Origin of the sequence: Frankia torreyi (assembly GCF_000948395.1) — a bacterium.
In the GTDB taxonomy this organism is placed as follows: Bacteria; Actinomycetota; Actinomycetes; order Frankiales; family Frankiaceae; genus Frankia; species Frankia torreyi.
This window is the reverse complement of record NZ_JYFN01000061.1, coordinates 1-17,206: the sequence shown is the minus strand read 5'-3', so window position 1 is coordinate 17,206 and position 17,206 is coordinate 1. Positions and strand designations below refer to the sequence as shown.

General features: G+C 72.0%; 5 protein-coding genes. 1 reads left to right on the top strand and 4 read right to left on the bottom strand.

The features are described 5' to 3' along the window. Window positions 1-390: 390 nt before the first annotated feature. On the top strand, window positions 391-2,541 hold the full coding sequence (locus tag FF36_RS31800; RefSeq protein ID WP_052681440.1) for an Hsp70 family protein: 2,151 nt from the start codon (window positions 391-393) through the stop codon (window positions 2,539-2,541). 151 nt (window positions 2,542-2,692) lie between these two features. Here FF36_RS31800 and FF36_RS31795 read toward each other — a convergent pair whose 3' ends face one another. The 4 genes from FF36_RS31795 to FF36_RS35600 form a co-directional block, all read right to left on the bottom strand. Further along, entirely contained in the window at window positions 2,693-3,466 is a 774-nt protein-coding gene (locus FF36_RS31795; protein ID WP_052681438.1) for a DUF6461 domain-containing protein, read from the bottom strand. Window positions 3,467-3,545: 79 nt separating this feature from the next. Beyond that, window positions 3,546-7,070 carry an AAA family ATPase gene (locus tag FF36_RS25765; RefSeq protein ID WP_044887774.1) on the bottom strand — a complete coding sequence of 1,175 codons (3,525 nt, stop codon included), beginning with the start codon at window positions 7,068-7,070 and terminating at the stop codon, window positions 3,546-3,548. 25 nt (window positions 7,071-7,095) lie between these two features. After that, window positions 7,096-8,541 (bottom strand): hypothetical protein, encoded by a 1,446-nt coding sequence (locus FF36_RS25760; RefSeq protein ID WP_128423388.1) that lies wholly within the window; start codon window positions 8,539-8,541, stop codon window positions 7,096-7,098. 110 nt (window positions 8,542-8,651) lie between these two features. Further along, window positions 8,652-17,003 (bottom strand): hypothetical protein, encoded by an 8,352-nt coding sequence (locus FF36_RS35600; RefSeq protein ID WP_157871738.1) that lies wholly within the window; start codon window positions 17,001-17,003, stop codon window positions 8,652-8,654. Window positions 17,004-17,206 lie beyond the last annotated feature (203 nt).

The following is a 17,206-nucleotide window of genomic DNA, read 5'->3' as shown; positions in this document are numbered from 1 at the left end:
GCGAGCGTCCCCGGTTCACGGCATGCCCGCGGACGACCTTGGAGGCACCACCTTGGTGGGTGCGTTTCCGCGGCGGCGACCATGGCCACCCGCTCACGCTCCCCTTTACCGGAAAGGGACCCGGACAGAAGGTAGCTGATAGATGAAATGTAAGCGACGGTAGCGTCGACGACAGAACGGAGACCGCCGACTCCCACCGGTCGGAACACTCTCGACCTGCCCGGTCTGCCCAGCTCGGAAGCCCTTTCCTGGAAACGGTGCCGCCAGCCGGCGATCAATGGTCCCGGGGCGCACTAGACCCTGGCCTTTTCCCCGGAGTAGCTTGCTGGAGGTAGACATTTCGGGAGGTTCCATGCGATCGGTCGTCACGCCTGTGCGGAGTCCGGCACGGTGACGTACGGCCTCGGAATCGATCTCGGGACCACCTTCACGGCGGTGGCGATCGGGTGGTCCGACCGAACAGAGATGGTCAGCCTCGGCAATCGCAGCATCGTCGCCCCCACGGTCGTCTACGCCGGCCGCAACGGGCCGCTGCTGACCGGCGACGCCGCCGAACGCCGCGCCGTGCAGGAACCCGACCGGGCGGCGCGGGAGTTCAAGCGACGGCTGGGCGATCCCACTCCGGTGCTCCTGGGCGAGGCCCCGTTCTCGCCGGCGGCGCTGCTGGCGGCGATGCTGCGCGACGCGGTCGACAGCGCGGTCCGCCTGCAGGGATCGCCCCCGGAACGGATCGTCCTCACCCGGCCGGCCGTGTGGGGCCCCTACCGGTTGGAGCAGTTCGACGAGGTGCCCCGGCTGGCCGGGCTCACCGACGTTCCACTCGTGACGGAGCCGGTCGCCGCGGTGACCTACTATGCCGCCAGTCGGCAGTTGTCGGACGGCGACGTCGTCGCCGTGTACGACCTCGGCGGCGGCACGTTCGACGCCGCGGTGCTGCGGATGGAGGCGGGCCAGCCGCGGATCCTCGGCAACCCGGAGGGCATCGAGTGGTTGGGCGGCGCCGACTTCGACGAGGCGATCGTCCACCACGTCGACCGCGCGCTGAACGGCGCCGTCTCCGCGGCCGATCCCGGTGATCACGACACCGCCGTCGCGCTGTGGCGGCTGCGGCAGGAATGCGTCCTGGCCAAGGAGGCCCTCTCCGCCGATGAGGACACCGTCATCCCGGTGTTTCTGCCCGGCGCAAAGCACGAGGTGACGCTTGGCCGGGCGCAGTTCGAGGAGATGATCAGGCCTGCAATCGATTCCACCGTGGAGGCATTGCACCGTGCACTGAGTTCCGCCGAGGTCAAGCCCGGCGACCTGTCGGCGGTGCTGCTCGCCGGCGGTTCCTCGCGCATCCCCATGGTGGCCCGGACGATCGAGGCGGCGCTGCAGCGCCCCACGGTCGTCGACGCGCATCCCAAGCACGTCGTGGCACTCGGCGCGGCCCGGCTCGCCGCCGCGCAGCTCGCCCCCACCGCCCTCCCCCCGGCGACGATGGGACCGATCAACGGCACCGACACCCACGACGACTCCGACACCCACAACGGCTCCGACACCCACGACGGCTCCGACACCCACGACGACACTGGGGCCGACGACGGCTCCAGGGCCGACGACACCGGGGCCGACGACGAGGCCCAGGGCCGCCCCGCGGATGGCGGCGAGGGCGGGGGCAGGAGTGCTGCCGGGACGATCGACCCGACGGCGCGCGCGCGGGCGCGGCGCCGATGGCTGACTCTCGTCGGCGCCGTGGGCATGCTGGTGGTTCTCGCGGCGGGGACCACCGCGGTGGCGCTGAGTGTCGGCGACTCGGACCCGCCCGGCCTGGCCACCTCCATCGACGCCCAGGTGACCCCACCCCGCACTCCCCCGTCCCCGACCCGGCCGGCGGCATCGATGAGCGTCTCGCTGACCAGCGCCCCGGCGGCCACCTCCGACCCGCCGAGCCCGGCGGCCACCTCCGACCCGGCAAGCGACCCGGCAAGCGCCCCGCCGGTCGGGGCCACCCCGGCGGATCGGGCCGGCCGGCTCCCGACCAACCCGGCCAAGCCACTGCCGGCCCCTTCGGTGGCCGCTCCGAAGGCGGCCCCGGCACCGGCGCCCGCACCGGCACCGGCACCGGCACCGGCACCGCGGGTGACGGCTGCCCCCGCGGCCCCACCGCAGACCTCCTGGACCTACGTCAACGTCTCGACCAGCCTGTGCCTGGACAGCAACGCCTCCGGGTCGGCCTACACGATGGGCTGCAACGGCGGCGACTACCAGCGATGGAAACTGGTACAGGTGAGCGGCGGGTACCACCTCACGGACGTCGCGACCAACCTGTGCGCGGGGGCCCGCGCCAACCCCGCGACGGATGGCACCAAGTATCAGGGCTCGGTGTTCACCACGACCTGCACCGGCCAGAACAGCCTGACCTGGGTTGCCGCCACCAACTCGTTCGGCTATCAGTTCACGAACGTGGCCACGGGTGAATGCCTCGACAGCAACGGCCAGGGCCGCCTCTACACCCAGGACTGCAACGGGGGAAACTTCCAGCACTGGTCCCGGACTTAGGTTGTGGTTGTGACCTTGGGGGGTCGGGTGCCTCGATCCTGACCGTCGAGGCGTGCAGGGCACGATCGTGGAAGTCGAGGTCGCGCCCGGCAGCGTGGTGCGGTTCCGCGGGACCGCGCCACCCCGCTCGGTTCGACCCCGGCCGCAAAGGTCACGGCGTGTCCCCACCTTCGACCCTCTTCTGGCCCATCCCCGTGAGCCCACCCGGGGGGGACACCTCGGCACGGTCGTGCAAGGGCGATGACGGTATCGGCGCACGTGGGCCGAGGGTGCCGAGGTATCGGCCGAGCGGAACGGGTTGCCTGGGTTCCCCGGGGCGCACGAGGGGGAGATCGACTGCCGGTGCGGAGCGCGGGCGACCATCCTCGGGCAGGATGGCGGTGAGCAGTGGACGGGCCAGCATGTCGGCGGTGAGCTGGCCCCCGACGTGGTCGCCGATGGCCCGCAGAGCGGCGATGACCTTCGACTGGTCGGGATGGGCGGCCCGGTGGCGTTCGACGGCACCCCAGAAGGGATGGGCGCCGACGGCACGCTGGGTGTCGGGAACCCCGAGCTCGAAGCTCTCGCGGGGTTGCCCGTCGACCCAGTACCGGAGCACGTGCAGCGCCTTGGCGGAATCGTTGACGGCCACTGTCTGCGTGCCGCGGGACAGCGCGGCGAGGGTGCCGGACATGATGCCTTCGACCCCCATGGTCTCGAAGCCGAACGCCCAGTCCCCGAGGGATCCACTGGCGAGAATGGAGCGGTCGGCGCCGGGCTGGCCGACGGCGTAGGTCTCGCCGATGGCAAGGAGGCGGGCTGCCGTCGGATCGGCCCCGTAACGCTCGACCAGGTTCCAGGGGGTCACGCCGAGGGTGAAGGTGAGGCAGAACGGCCGGTAGCGGACGACGGCCTCCCACCCGTGTTCCAGGGGCGACTGGGTCATTCCACACTCCGGATCTGACCACTATGGCCGGTGAGCATCCAATGGCCGGTGAGCATCCAGGCGACGTCCCCGGGATTCCTCAGCGGGCCAGGGCCGCCGTCACGTCGCCCGGGAGAAGGTTCTGCAGGTCGTCCACGGTCGGATCGGGCATCTTCCGCAACCGGCTCGCCTGCCGGGTGACGGCCTTGTCCAGAAGCTGGCGGGCGTAACGGCCGTTGCCGAACGTCTCGTCCCGGCGCAGCGTGTCGAAATGCTTCCGGAGGACCTGCAGGGTGCCGCCGTGGGGCTCGTAGCCGCCGGCGCGGGCGAGATTCTCGAAGATCGCCACAAGCTCGTCCGCCGAGTAGGAGGCGAACCGGATCTGATGGCTGAACCGGGACGCGAGACCCGCGTTGCTCGCCAGGAACTGCTTCATGTCACCGGTGTAGCCGGCGGCGATGACGACGATCTCGTCCCGGTGATCCTCCATCAGCTTCACCAGCGTGTCGATCGCCTCCCGGCCGAAGTCGTCGCCCTGGCCGCGGGAGGGGGACAGGGCGTAGGCCTCGTCGATGAACAGGATGCCGCCGCGGGCGGAGTTGAAAACCTCCGTCGTCTTCACCGCGGTGTGGCCGACGTACTGCCCGACCAGGTCGGCACGGGACACCTCGACCATCTGCCCGGTACGCAGGACGCCCATCGCGGCCAGCAGCTCGCCGTAGAGGCGGGCCACCGTGGTCTTCCCCGTCCCGGGTGGCCCGGCGAAGACCAGGTGGCGGGACATGGACGGGGCCGGCAGCCCGGCCTCCGCCCGGGCCTTGGCCGAGGCGATGAGATCCACCAGGTCGGCGACCTCGCGCTTGACCTCGTCCAGTCCGATCATCGCGTCGAGCCGCTGCATCAGGGCGTCGACCACCTGACGCTGACCCGCCGCCGCGTCCCGCCCGCGGGCGGCGGTCTCCGCCAGGTCCTCCGGCAGCAGCCTGGCGAGCTCCAGCTCCGGCGCGTCCGGGGTGGTGGCCAACCGGTACGCCTGGCGGCCCAGCATCTCCTCGAACACCTGCCGCGCGGCCCGCGCGTTGCCGAAGGTCTCCGTCCTCGGCAGGGTGTCGAAATGCCGGCGCAGGGCTTCCTGGGTCTCGTACTCCAGCGCGTAGTGGTGCTTGCGGCACAGCCGCTCGACGATCGTGACCAGCTCGGCGCTGGAGTAGCTCTCGAACTCGATGGTCTTGGAGAAGCGGGAGGCCAGGCCGGGGTTGGCGGCGAGGAAGGTGCGCATCTGCGGCGAGTACCCGGCGACCACCACGACGAGCTCGTCGCGCCGGTCCTCCATCAGCTTCACCAGCGTGTCGATCGCCTCCCGGCCGAAGTCGTGCCCGCCGCCATCCGTCGGCGACAGGGTGTACGCCTCGTCGATGAACAGCACTCCGCCGAGCGCCGACTCGAACTTGGCGGTGGTCTTCACCGCCGTCCCGCCGACATGCTCCGCGACGAGATCCGCGCGGGCGACCTCCACCATCTGCCCGCCGGGTAGCACCCCGAGTGCGGCCAGGATCTTGCCGAAAAGCCGGGCGATGGTCGTCTTGCCGGTTCCCGGCGGCCCGGCGAAGACGAGATGCCGCGACATCGGCGGCGCGTGCAGCCTGGCCTCCTGGCGTCGCTTCGCCACCTGGTGCAGCCCGACGAGCGTGGCCACCTCCCGTTTGACGCCCTCCAGGCCGACCAGCGCGTCCAGCTCCGCCAGCAGCGCGGTCACCGGATTCGACCCGTCCGGCGGGTCGGTGGACGGTCCGCCGCCGACGGAACCCGGGTCGGGGCGGGAATGCTCCCGCTGGACGGCGATCGGACCGCCCGGATCCTCCTCCGGTGCGGCGGATGGCGGTGCGGCGGGAGGCGGTGAGCCCGCGGGGTTTCCCGACCGGGACGGCGGGGAGGGGTCCGGCATCCAGGTCGGGTCACCCCCCGCGGGGGACTGTGGTCCGTCGGCCGACTGCGGTGCCCAGCGCGAGGCGGCGTCGGCATCCCGATCGTCGGCGCGGGGGCCTGCGGGCGCGGGGAGCTCGACGTTGTTGTGACCGGTCTCGACGCCGTCGATGCGCAGCTGCGTGGTGGGCGTCGCGGTCCGCACCGCTTCCCCGCCGTTGCCGCGCATCACGCCACCCTGGATGACGACCGGCCTGTTCGTCTCCACCAGTACCCCGGGCCCGGCGTTGCCGACGAGTTCGGCGTCACAGACCGTCGCCTGGGTGCCGGGTTCGAGCACGAGCCCCGGGCCGGCCGTGCCGTGCACGCGGATGCGGGACAGGTTCGGGTGGGCGGCGTCGCGGACCAGGATGCCGGCGTCGCGCGCGCCGTCGACCTCGACGCCGGCGACCGAGGGCCGCGCCGCCGCGGTGATCTCGATGCCGATCCGGCACTGCGTCAGCGTGGAGTTGTGCAGCTCGGTCGTGGCCGCCCCCGCCAGCCGCACCCCGGCCCGGCTGGCACCACGCACGCGGCCGTCCTCGAACCGGCCGGCACCGCCGGCGGCGTGCAGCCCGTAGGCGACGTCGTCGAGGTCGAGTCCGCCGAGCAGCGGCGCGGCCGAGCCCTCGATCGACACCCCGATCGGGCTGCCGTGGACGCGGACACCGCGCAGCTGCGCCGTCGACTCGCCGAGCAGCAGGACGCCCACGTCGCCGCAGTCGGCGACCTCCCCGCCGACGAGGACCGGCCGGGCCGCCTCGTCGGCGACCACCCCGGCCGCGCCGCTGGCCCGCACGATGCAGTGGCGCAGTTCGGCGGCCGAGCGGCCGGTGGCGTGCAGCCCGTGGCCGGCCGAGTTCTCGATCAGGCACTCGACGAGGGACGGCGCGGCCTGCTCCACGGTGATCGCGCCGTGCGCGGTCGCCTCCCGCAGTCGGCACCGCTCCAGAACGGGCTGGGCCCGGTCGGCGACGTAGAGGCCGACCTGGCCGCCGTCGATCTGGGTGTCGACCAGCCGCAGCCGGCTGGCCTGCTGCACGAGGACGGCGACGCTGCTCGCCGAGCTGATCCGGGAGCCTTCGATCCGCGGTGTCCCGGTTCCGGTCGCCACGACCCCGAACCCGTCGAGGCCCGCGAAGGTGCAGTGCCGGAACGTCGGCTCCGCGCCGCCCGCCACCACGAGGGCGGGTCCGCCGGTCGCCTCCACGGCGACCTCGGTGAACTCGGCGACGCCGGCGTCGACCACCACCCCGGGACCGTTCGCGTTCCCGATCCGGCCGGCGCGCACCCCGACCCGTCCCCCGCGCACATGGATGGCCGCGGACGCGGTGGCCTCGAGCTGGCAGTTGTCCAGCCCCAGCCGCCCGCCCCCCGCCTGCACCAGCGGCAGCTCCTCGTCGCCCCCGCGCACGGTCAGGTCCCGCAGCCGGATATCACCACCCGCGCACAGCAGGGCCGATCCGAGCGGCACCTCGATCACGACGCTGCCCGGGCCCTCCTCCGCGACCAGGACCACGTCACGGGTGAAGACGAGCGACTCCCGATACACCCCCGGCCGGACGGCCACGGTGTCCCCGGGACCGGCCGCGACGAGCGCGCGCCCGATCGCGGTCACACACTCGGCGTCCGTGGCGGAGACGGACAGGACGGCTGCGGTCATCGCTGGCTCCTTGAGCTCGAGCAGGTCATGACGCGTCGACGGCGGCGAGGGGCTCCTCGTCCAGGAGCGCCACCCCCATCTGCGGCACGACCCACACCGCGTTCTCCTCCTGCCGCGGGTTCAACAGGTGCGCGAGCACCCGGTGCAGGGCCACCTCGTCGACCGGCAGCGACCCGTCAGCCGCCAGCAACCCGTCCACCGGCGGCGACCCGTCCACCGGCGGCGACGGGTCCACCCGCGGGGCCCCGTCCACCGGCGGCGACGGGTCGAGCGCCGGGCCTCGCGCCTCGGCCACGTGCCGCATCAGGTCCGGGTCCGGGGCGAGGCCATGCTCGTCCAGGTAGTAGCTGGTCGCGTCGGTCCACACCCAGCGGCCGTCCGTGCGAAACGTCATGGGCACCACCTCGCCGCGGGCCGGGTCGACCACGTCGGACATCAACGAGGAGGTGTCGAGAATCGGCACGCCGGCGTCCAGGTAGCCGAGCAGGTCATCGCGAAGCCCCAGGTCGTCGATGCGCGGCCGGTCCGGGTCGAACCGGGGGCCGTCGACCGGGTCGACCTCGTCGAACGTCCGGGCCACCGACACCTCGACGGCCGGCTCACGCGCCCACAGCAGGGCGCCCGACATCTGCGCGAGGCGCTGGTAAGGGGGCGGTTGTTCGCCCGCCGTGCACACCTCCACCTGCGGTGCCGGCTCGCCGACGGCCAGCAGCGCGGTCTGTAGCCGCGCCGCCAGGGCCGCCGCCGGGCCCGACCGCGGCTCGGCCGTGACGACGAACACCCGCTTCGGCGGCGGCCAGGACGACCCCGCGGCCGGAGCCCGCCAGGAGCGCCACAGGCCGACGGCGTCCGGCTCCGCCCCGACCGCCTCGACGACGACCGCCTCGACGTCCCCCAGCGCGACCGCCGCGTCCGGGGCGGTCAGGTCGAGCGGCAGCACCGCCGCCGGCCCACGCGCGTCCGCGTCGGCGGCGGAGCGGAACTGCCAGGCGCTCGGCACCCGCTCGCCGGGCGGCAGCGCGTCGAGCACTCCCACCACGTCGCCATCGCCGTCGCCATCGCCGTCGCCCGCGCCGTCCTGTCCGCCGGCGGTCAGCTCCTCCCGGGCCAGCAGGATCTCCTCGCCCCCGAGGCTGAGCTGGCCGACGGCCACGGCGAACGCGACCGCCCGCGCGAGGTCGAGCCGCCGGCCCGCGGCGAGCCAGGTGCGCGCCTCGGTGATCAGCTCGTCCGGCAGGTAGCCGGCGAGCCCCAGCAGCGCCCGATGCCAGGCGTCGACCATGGCGGCATCGTCCCCGACGCTGATCACGGTCATCCCGAGCGCCACTGTCACCTCACCGGCCTCGGGGACGTCCTCGCCCCCCAGGTCGGCACTGGCCGACGCCGACGCCAACGCCGATGGCGCCGTCGATGGCGCCACCGAGAGCGACAGCGGATGTGGCGGGAGTGGGCCTGCCGGGGTCTCGGTCATCTCCGCCTCCGTGAACCGTTCTCGCTGGGCCGCCCGGCTCCCGCGACCGCGGTGGCGGACCCTCTGCCGAGAACACGACGTCAGGAGGTCGGACGGTTCACGGCGTCCGGCTACTCGTCCGCGGGCCTGGTCCCGACGAGGCGCTGCAGGATCTCCTCGCCCCGACCTTCCAGGATGAGCTGCATGAAATTGATGCCCCGACGGGACTCGGCGAACTCCCTGACATCGTGCCCCGGACCGGACCGGTGGAATTCCCGGCCGAACGCGGCGGCCAGGCGGTCCGCGTCGCGAACGAAAGCCTGGTAGTGGGCGTCGACCGTCGGCGCCGCCGTCCACAGCATCACGATCTCGATCGGCGTGTCCCGGCCCGCCTCGGCCTGGGCGACGATCTCGTCCACCCCGATCTCCTCGACAGAGCGCACGCTGCCGTCCCCGAGCGCCACGCCGAGACGACCGTCCGGCAGCAGGGGAAAATCAAGCATGAAAGCGTTGGCCGGAAGACCCTCAGCGCGAAGCTCGTACTGGTAGCGGTGGTCTCTCATCATGTCGGCGGTGGGCGCCGTCAGCCCGTTGCTGGTCATCCGCAGCCACGCGGGGGCGTCCGCCGCCCACAGCCGCCCCGCGGAGTCGGTCACCAACGGGTCCGGCCGACCGGCGGGCCTGTGCAGGACTTCCCAGGAGCCGCCGCCGTCCGCGAGGGCGGTGTGGTTCCCGATTGAGGTGACGTCGACCCCGCTGGGCGGCGCGAACACGAAGACATCCGCCGCCGCGCCGACCTGCGCCCACGCCCGCCGGCCCACCGGCGGGGCTTCGCCGTTCCCGTCGGATTCGACGCCCGGCAGGTTCTCGGCGACGACAAGGGGTTGACCGCGGCGCCACCCGTGGCCCTCCAGGTAGGCGGGCATCTGCGTCGGCGACATGACGTGCGACGTTCCGTCCAACCGCTCGATCACGAACTCGGGCTCGCCGGCCTGATTGCTCCGGACGTCGAATCCCCGCACCTCGAAGACATCATCGCGAGCCGCGAGATCCGCACGGTGGTTCATCGCGGACAGGTACGCCGCGGGCTGGGCCGCGGTCAGGCCCGTTCTCGTGCGCACCACGGCGTCGTCCTGACGCCGCCGCGCCACTCCGTTCTCCGAGACCCACTTGCTCGCGTCCTGCGCCGCCAGCGCCCCCAGCACCCGCCACTGCGTCGGCCGCCCCTGATCGTCCACCGCCCGCAGCCCGGCGGTCGCATCGTCGAGGGCGCCGTGACTGTTCTCGTCGAGGACGAGGACCTCCACCTCCCGGATACGGGCGAAACGCTGGAGGTTCCGCTCCGACCGACCGGGGCCGCCCGGGGTCCACACCCGCAGATCCCTCCGGTGCAGACCATCGTTCGTCCATCCCCCGCTCGTCAGGAGGTCCGACAAGGAGGGCAGCCGGGGTCCGATCCTGTACTCGTCGTCGACGTCCTCCACGAGAGGCGACCGACTGCCGTCGGCCATCGTCATCCCCAGTCCACCCTCGTGCGAGGGGAGAACCAGGTCGAAGACGCCAGCGACCCGACCGGCCTCGTCGGCCCGCGCCAACTGCTGTAGGCGAGGGAGCGAATCCAGATATTCCGGCAAGGTCAACGACGCCATCCCCGTGCTCCAGACCACCGGGCGCAACGGAGCCGGTGCCAGGGAACCGCTGTCCTCGGGCGCCAGCCACACCGGAGGCGTCACCACACCGCGGTGCGCGACCGTCTCCGGCCGCACGAGGTTCCAGCCACCTTCCAGTCCGTACCGCGCGGTCAGCCGGCCGCCCACCACCTCCTGCGCGACGCCTTCCTCGGGCAGCCAGAACTCCGCCCGCAGGTCGGCGGCGAAACCCTGCGCCTGCCTGCGCAGCGCCGCCGTCCGCGGCGGCGCCAGCACCAGCTGAGCCCACCACTGCGGTGACCCCACCGGCGGTCCGTCCGACGCCCACACCTGAACCGGCCCGCCCCGCCAGCCCGCCGCCGTCAGCATGTCCCGCAGCACCTCCGACGACAGCCGCACCGGCGCGCCACCCGCCCGCGGCCGCGCCGCCAGCGCGCCGTCGCCCGTCCGCGGCAGGAGCACCGTGGTCACGTACGGCTGACCCACCAGGCCTTCCGCCACCGCCTCCATCCCCCTGGCCACCACCAGGCCCCGCCCCGGATCGGCTCGAACGGCGAAATCCGCCATCTCCACCATCGGCCTCGGGCGCACGCGGTCACCGTCGCGCGCACCGTCCGAACCGGCGGGCTCCGTCTGGCCGCCGACGGTTTCCGCGGTCGGGACGTGTGCCATGGCCTGATAGTGATCGACGCCGTTGTACTGCACATACACGCTGGCCCGGGACTCATCGGACGACGGCGGATGGAGATGGTTGCTTCCCGTCAGGCCGGCGGACCCGGTCGTCGCGATCACCACGTCCAGATCGATCGCCTGAGCCACAATTTCCGGAACCCGGTCGAAGAACGGCGTCTGCCACCAGGCGGCGTCACGAATCGCCAGGGCCACCAGATCACTCACCGTCATCCCGACGAACTGTCCCCGGGGCCCCAGGCTCGCCAGCAACGGTGAAACCAACAGCAGGCGATTCCAGACATCATCGGTCGGCTCCCGGGTGACCGACCTCTCCAGATCGTTGAGGAGACGGGCCGCCTCGCCCCGGTCCCGGCGGGACCGGGGCGTCTTGCCCCAGTCCCGCAGCGCCTCCAATCCCCCGAGAACGAAGTGCAGGCCCGGCAGGCCCAGACCCCGGGCCAGTTCGCGGACCACCCGAGCAGGACCACCCCCCAGTTCCGGCAGGTCGAGCGCGATCCGCAGTTCCTCCCCCGCCGGCCCCGTGAACCAGGCATGCGTATGCTCCCGCAGCCGCTGCACCGTCATCCTCGCCACCGGCGAACCGGGCGCCTGATCCCGGGCGCCCACGATGACCGACGTGAAATAGCACAGGCCGTCACCGGTAACCCGAAGAATCCGGAAGTCCCGACCATCGGCTGACACCGTGCCCACCGCCGGACCCGCCACCGAGGTCGGCTGGCCGACCTCGGGCTCCGGACGTGCAGCGAGATCCGATGGCTGAGCCGCGTCGGTCTGCTGGGGGGAGGCTGGCTGAACGGGGCCGGACGGCTGCACAGGACCGGGCGGATCTAGGGACGGGGTAGGGGGCGGTGTGGACCGCAGCCGGGTCAGACGGTCCCGCACGATGCGCCGGGCCGCCTCCACCGCATCCCGGACGGCCGCCGCCGAGGCCGGCGGGTTCGGCTCCTCCCCGGTCGGACTCGCCAGGGAAGGAACCTCCTGCCCCTGCCCCAGGGGCTCCACCCCGTGATAGCGGCTCAGCGACGTGTCCCAGTCCGGATGCTCGTACACCCGCACCACCTCCGCCGGGCCGGCCTCCACCGTGTCCCCGGAAACCCAGGCCACCGGAACGCCCAGCAGCCCCGGAACCACATCCCGACCGAACACCGCAACCAGCCCGCCGCCGTACGGCGAGTCCCCCCGCATCGCCGCGCCGAGCACCTGCGCCACTGACGGCACATGCCCCAGCACCCGGGCCTGTTCCCGCACCGCCGTCACCACCTCGGCCCGGCGCCGCCCCCGCGGCGACTGCGCCGACAGGTCCGCCACGCGCTCCCACATAGGATGATCCGGACGTTCGGCCAATGCCTCGGTGACCACCTCCCGCGCGCCCCGAGGGTCCCACTCCTCCTCGGGAACCAGCCCAGCCACCTCGGCGTCAGACAGAAGCTCGACGATCGTGGTGGCCACCGAACGATCATTGGACCGCTCGCCGCCGGCGGCGGGCGCGTCGGGCACAGCCTCACCGGGCACAGCCTCACCGGGCACAGCCTCACCGAGCGCAGCCTTACCGAGCGCAGCCTTACCGAGCTCGGCCTCACCGAGCACAACCTCATCGAGCACAGCCTCATCGAGCACAGCCTTACCGAGCTCGGCCTGGATCGCCCCGGCCACCGGGCCGGGAGCGGTGCGCAGCAGTGCGTACAGTTCCGCCAGGTCATGCTCCGGATGCTGGCGCGCCGCGCTGTGCAGAACCGCCGTGAGCAGCCCCTCCTCGTCGTTCGGAGTACCACGTGGCACCGGCACCACCCGGCTGTGTCCCCCCGGTCCCGACCGCATGACGGTCCCCGGCCCCCGATAGGACGGCGGCTCCTGCGCCAGCTCGGCAGGCCGGATGGCCGGCGCAGCCAGCAGGTGGGTGGCCGCTTCGGTGATGAACCGCTCCGCCCGGGCCTCCCAACCCGCCCCCTGCGTCGGTTGAACCGGCACCGCGATGAAGGTGACACGCTGATCGGCGGCGACGCCCATGCGGTCCATCTCGGCCCGCAGCAGTCGAGCCAGCGGTCGCGGGGCGGCCGGTTCGAGGCCACGACGACTGGTCAACACCAGACGGCCGTCGAACTCGCTGCCGATGACCACCGGGAACGCACCGGCTTCGCGCGCCATGTCGATCAACTGACGCGTTTCCACCGCGAGATCCGTCGTGGACCAGGCGAGATCCGCCGACAGGAGATTCATGCCGCTCGCGGTGAACTCTCCGATCAGAGGTGACCACCTCAGCCGGGGCGCCTCCTGCCAGATGCCGTCGGTGTCGAAATCCGGTTCGTCGCGGTGCGTGGCATACACCGGCAGACCGAGCTCACCGCGCAGCAACGCGGCGTACCCGGTGCTCACCGGTCTGGGCCGCCGGAGGCCAGGCGGCTCGTCCAGGCCCCCGACACCCAGGTAGACCGCCCCGGTGAAGCCCGGCGGGGCCTGGGCCAAGATGATCGCGGCCAGTTGCTCGGGCGGGATCCGCAGCGTCCCGATCGACGGATGATGGCCGACCACGACGTCCCGGTGACCGTCGGCCAGCACCAGGAACCGACCCGGACGCCGCCTCGGCGTCGGCCCTCTCTCCCCGTCGTCAACCGACCGCAGATCGACCCCGTAGACACCGTGACCATCGATCAGCGGCACCGCCAGAAGATCTGCGGCCGACGCATCGGCCAGATACCACTCCGACGCGTCGGACTCCGGCCTCTCAAAACTGTGGTCGACGGGGACCAGCACATTCGTCATGCTGTCCTGGATCCAATCCACGACCGGCGGATGTCCTCCACCCGCGGCCTCGGATCCCGCCTCCGCGATGATGGGAACCCACGACTCCGCGCTGAAGTCCTGCAGGTCCTCGACAAACGTGGCGTTGTGGCCGACATAGACGGGTTGGCCGTCGTGCGCCGCGGAGATCTCCGCGGCAAACCGTTCGAGAAGCGCCCGATTCCCCCCGACTCGGGTCGTGATCAACCGTATCGGCGAGGCCGGCAGGGCTTCCTGCCCAGGCTGAAGGAAGGCATTGCGCAGAAATGCGTTCACCGTCTCGGCGTCGAGCGGATCCAGCCGCTCCGGTCGCCACGACGGCTCGTCCGACGGGCTCGTGTGCACCACCACGAGCGGCAAGCCGCCGGCGACCGGGGGCATGGCGTGCAGATTCTTGTACCAAGAGGCGATCTCGGCCCGTGCGGCGGGATCGGAGCTGCTCGCGCCGAACAGCAGCGCCCCGCTCTCGAACGACTGCACCCCGTGGTTATCCGTGATGCTCTCGACGAGTTGGGACCTGCCGTCGATCGTCAGATAGCTCGGGATCCCCCTTCCCGTAGGCGGGCGGACGATATTCAGTTCAAGCGGCCGCGCACCGGTCTCGCCCACCCCGCGCGCCCTGTTCTCCGGACGCACGGCTGGGCCGCCTGGAACGTCACGGCTCACGAACGGGTCCATCCCGAACTGAATCCGGACGACCGATCGGCCGAAGGCGGCGGCAAGACTCTCGGTGTCACGCGCGAAGTTCTGATCGGCGGCGGCGGAGTCGGGCGGTGGCGTCCAGAGCACCACCGTCCCGAACGGCTCGCGCCGCGCCGCCTCCGCGGCGGCCACGACCGTCTCCGTCCCGATCTCTGCGAGCGGGCGCACACTCCCATCTCCGAGGGTCACCCCGAGACCACCGTCCGGCAGCAGTGGAAGATCAAGCGCGAACACACCCGGCGGGTATCCCAGACTCGGTCTCAGATACTGCATCAGGTTTCGCTGGGCGGTGACCTCGGTGGGGGCCGCCAGCCCGTTGCCGGTCATCTGTAGCCACGCCGGTGCGTCCGGCGCCCACAACCGGCCCAGCGGATCGGTCACCAGGGGAACCGGCCGATCGGCAGGCGCGTGCAGGACGTCCCAGACCCCCCGGGCCCCCCGGGCCCGCCCGCGACGTTGGGCGACCCTCGCATGCAGGCCCGCGGCGATCAGAACGTCGTTGTCGAGAGCCGGCGCGAACACGAACGCACCGGCGGCGGCACCGACCTGCCGCCACGCCTCCTGGCGCAGGGTGATCAGCCAGTCCGGGTCGCTGCCGTAGGTGTCGAGCGGCTCGGCGACGACGAGCGGCTGGCGACCCGGATTCCAACCGTGACGCTCGAAAAACTCCACCATCTCGACGGGTGATCGAGCGTAGAACGTCCCGTCCCGGCGGCCAATCATGAATTCGGGCTCGCCGGCAGCGTTGCGCCGGACACGGAAGTTCCGCACATCGTAAAGGTCATCCCTGTTGGGAGACTCGCGGACGTTTTCCGGCGACGAGTCGGAACCCTGCTGGATCAGCCCGGTGCTGGTGCGGACGACCGCGTCATCCCGGCGCGGCCGTGCCACCCCGTCGACCGACTCCCACCTGCTGGCACCCTGATCCGCCAACGGCCCGATCACCCGCCACGGCGTCGGCCGCCCCTGCCCATCCACCGATCGCGGCCCCGCACCGTCGAAGGCCCCATGGCTGGACGCGTCCAGCACCAGCACCTCCAGGCCGGTACTGGCCGCGAAACGCTCCAACATCCGCTCCGACCGGCCGGGCCCACCCGCGGTCCACAACCGCAAAGCCCTGAAATGCCGGACGTCCCCGAGCTCCCGCTGCAGGAACTCCGCAAACGTGGGACCCGCGACCCCGTCCCCGGGATCATCCTCGAAATCATCACGGAAACGCACCCGGGTACCATCGGGCCGGGTCATCCCGACGCCTCCCTCATGCGAGGGAAGAACCACATCGAGGACCCCGGTGTTCGCCCGGTTCAACGCCTGCAGCAAAGGAAGCTGATCGAGATAATCCGCCAACGTCACCGACGCAAGGACACCATTCCATTCCATCGGGCTTTCAATCTCGGCCAGCGCCAGAGAGCCATCCTCCGCCACAGACAGCCATGAGGGAACTCTCAGCGATTCCCCCGGAATGTGGCGCGCCCGCACCTCCCGCCAGGCACGCCCCGAGCGACCAGGTTGCGCTGTCAGACGTCCCTCCACCACCCGCTGCGAAGCACCCTGCTCAGGCAGCCAGAACTCCGTCGGCAGCAGGAACCACCTCGCCGGATTCCGGGAGAAAGCCCGCAGCTGGTTGACCAGCCGACTAAACTCCGGATCCTCGTCAAAGTCGGAGTCGGAATCCGTGTCATTCTGATCGGCCGCCGTGGCCGCCGGCCCACTCGGCGCCCACACCTGAACCGGCCCACCCCGCCAACCCGCCGCCGCCAGCATCGCCCGCAACACCTCCAACGTCACCGGCACCACCTCACCACCCGCCCGCGACGCCACTCCCAGCTCACCGTCCTCCGTCCGCGGCAGGAACACCGACGTCACATGCGGCTGGCCCACCAACCCCTCCGCCAGCCCCGCCATCCCCTCCCCCACCACCAGCCCACGCCCCGAATCAACCCGAACAGCGAGATCCTCAACATTCACCGGCGCCAGCGAACCAGCATCCGAGTCAGCAGAATCGGATTCCCCGGCATCGGACTCGTACACGGACAAATCGGCAACCGGAGACACCGGCCCAGGCACCCCGTCACCATCCACAGGCGGGCTTTCCTCACCATGTGTGGAATCGGCGGCCGAATCGTCGAACAGACGCGGCGGCTCCAGCGGCGGAGAAGCCAACAGCCCCGGCAGATCACTCTCGTCGAACGGAAGCGCCGGATCGGACGACGACGTTTCTGGCGACTCCGGGGCGGGCGACTCCGGGGAGGAGAAGCCGAAGGCCCGCGGTGCTGCCGGCGTTGCCACCGCCGGTGGGACAGCGTCGACCACGGGCAGCACGGCCTCCGGCTGAGCGGACTCCACCGGCTCCGGAGCGGACTCCACCGACGACGAGGTGGACCCCACCTGCAACACCGCAGGCTCTGGGAGCAGCGCCGCAGGCTCCAGAGGCGTCGCCGCAGGCTCCAGAGGCGTCATCTCCACTGGTGGCGAGACCGGCTCGACCGGCCGCGGGACAGGCGCCACCATCGGCGGAGCGGACTGCTGGCCGAGACGCAGCGTGGAGGCGTACGTGATCGCATCGGCCGATTCCGGCCCCTCCGGCGCCGGCGCCGGGATGGCCGGTGGGCGGAGGGCCGGCGGGCGGACCGTCGGGTCCTCGGCCAGCCAGATCGACACCCGACGACGCTCCCACGCCTCCCATGAAGCAGCCGACCCGTCGACCTGCATCGGCCCGGACGTCGGACCGGCACCTCGCGTATGCGTCTCGTGCCCAACCGCGCCGGGCGGCAGACCGACCGCTGCCAGCCGCCGGGCCAGCACCGGCGCCAGCACCTGCCAGGCCGACAGCGCACGATACTGCCCGGAGCGCGCCGCACGGC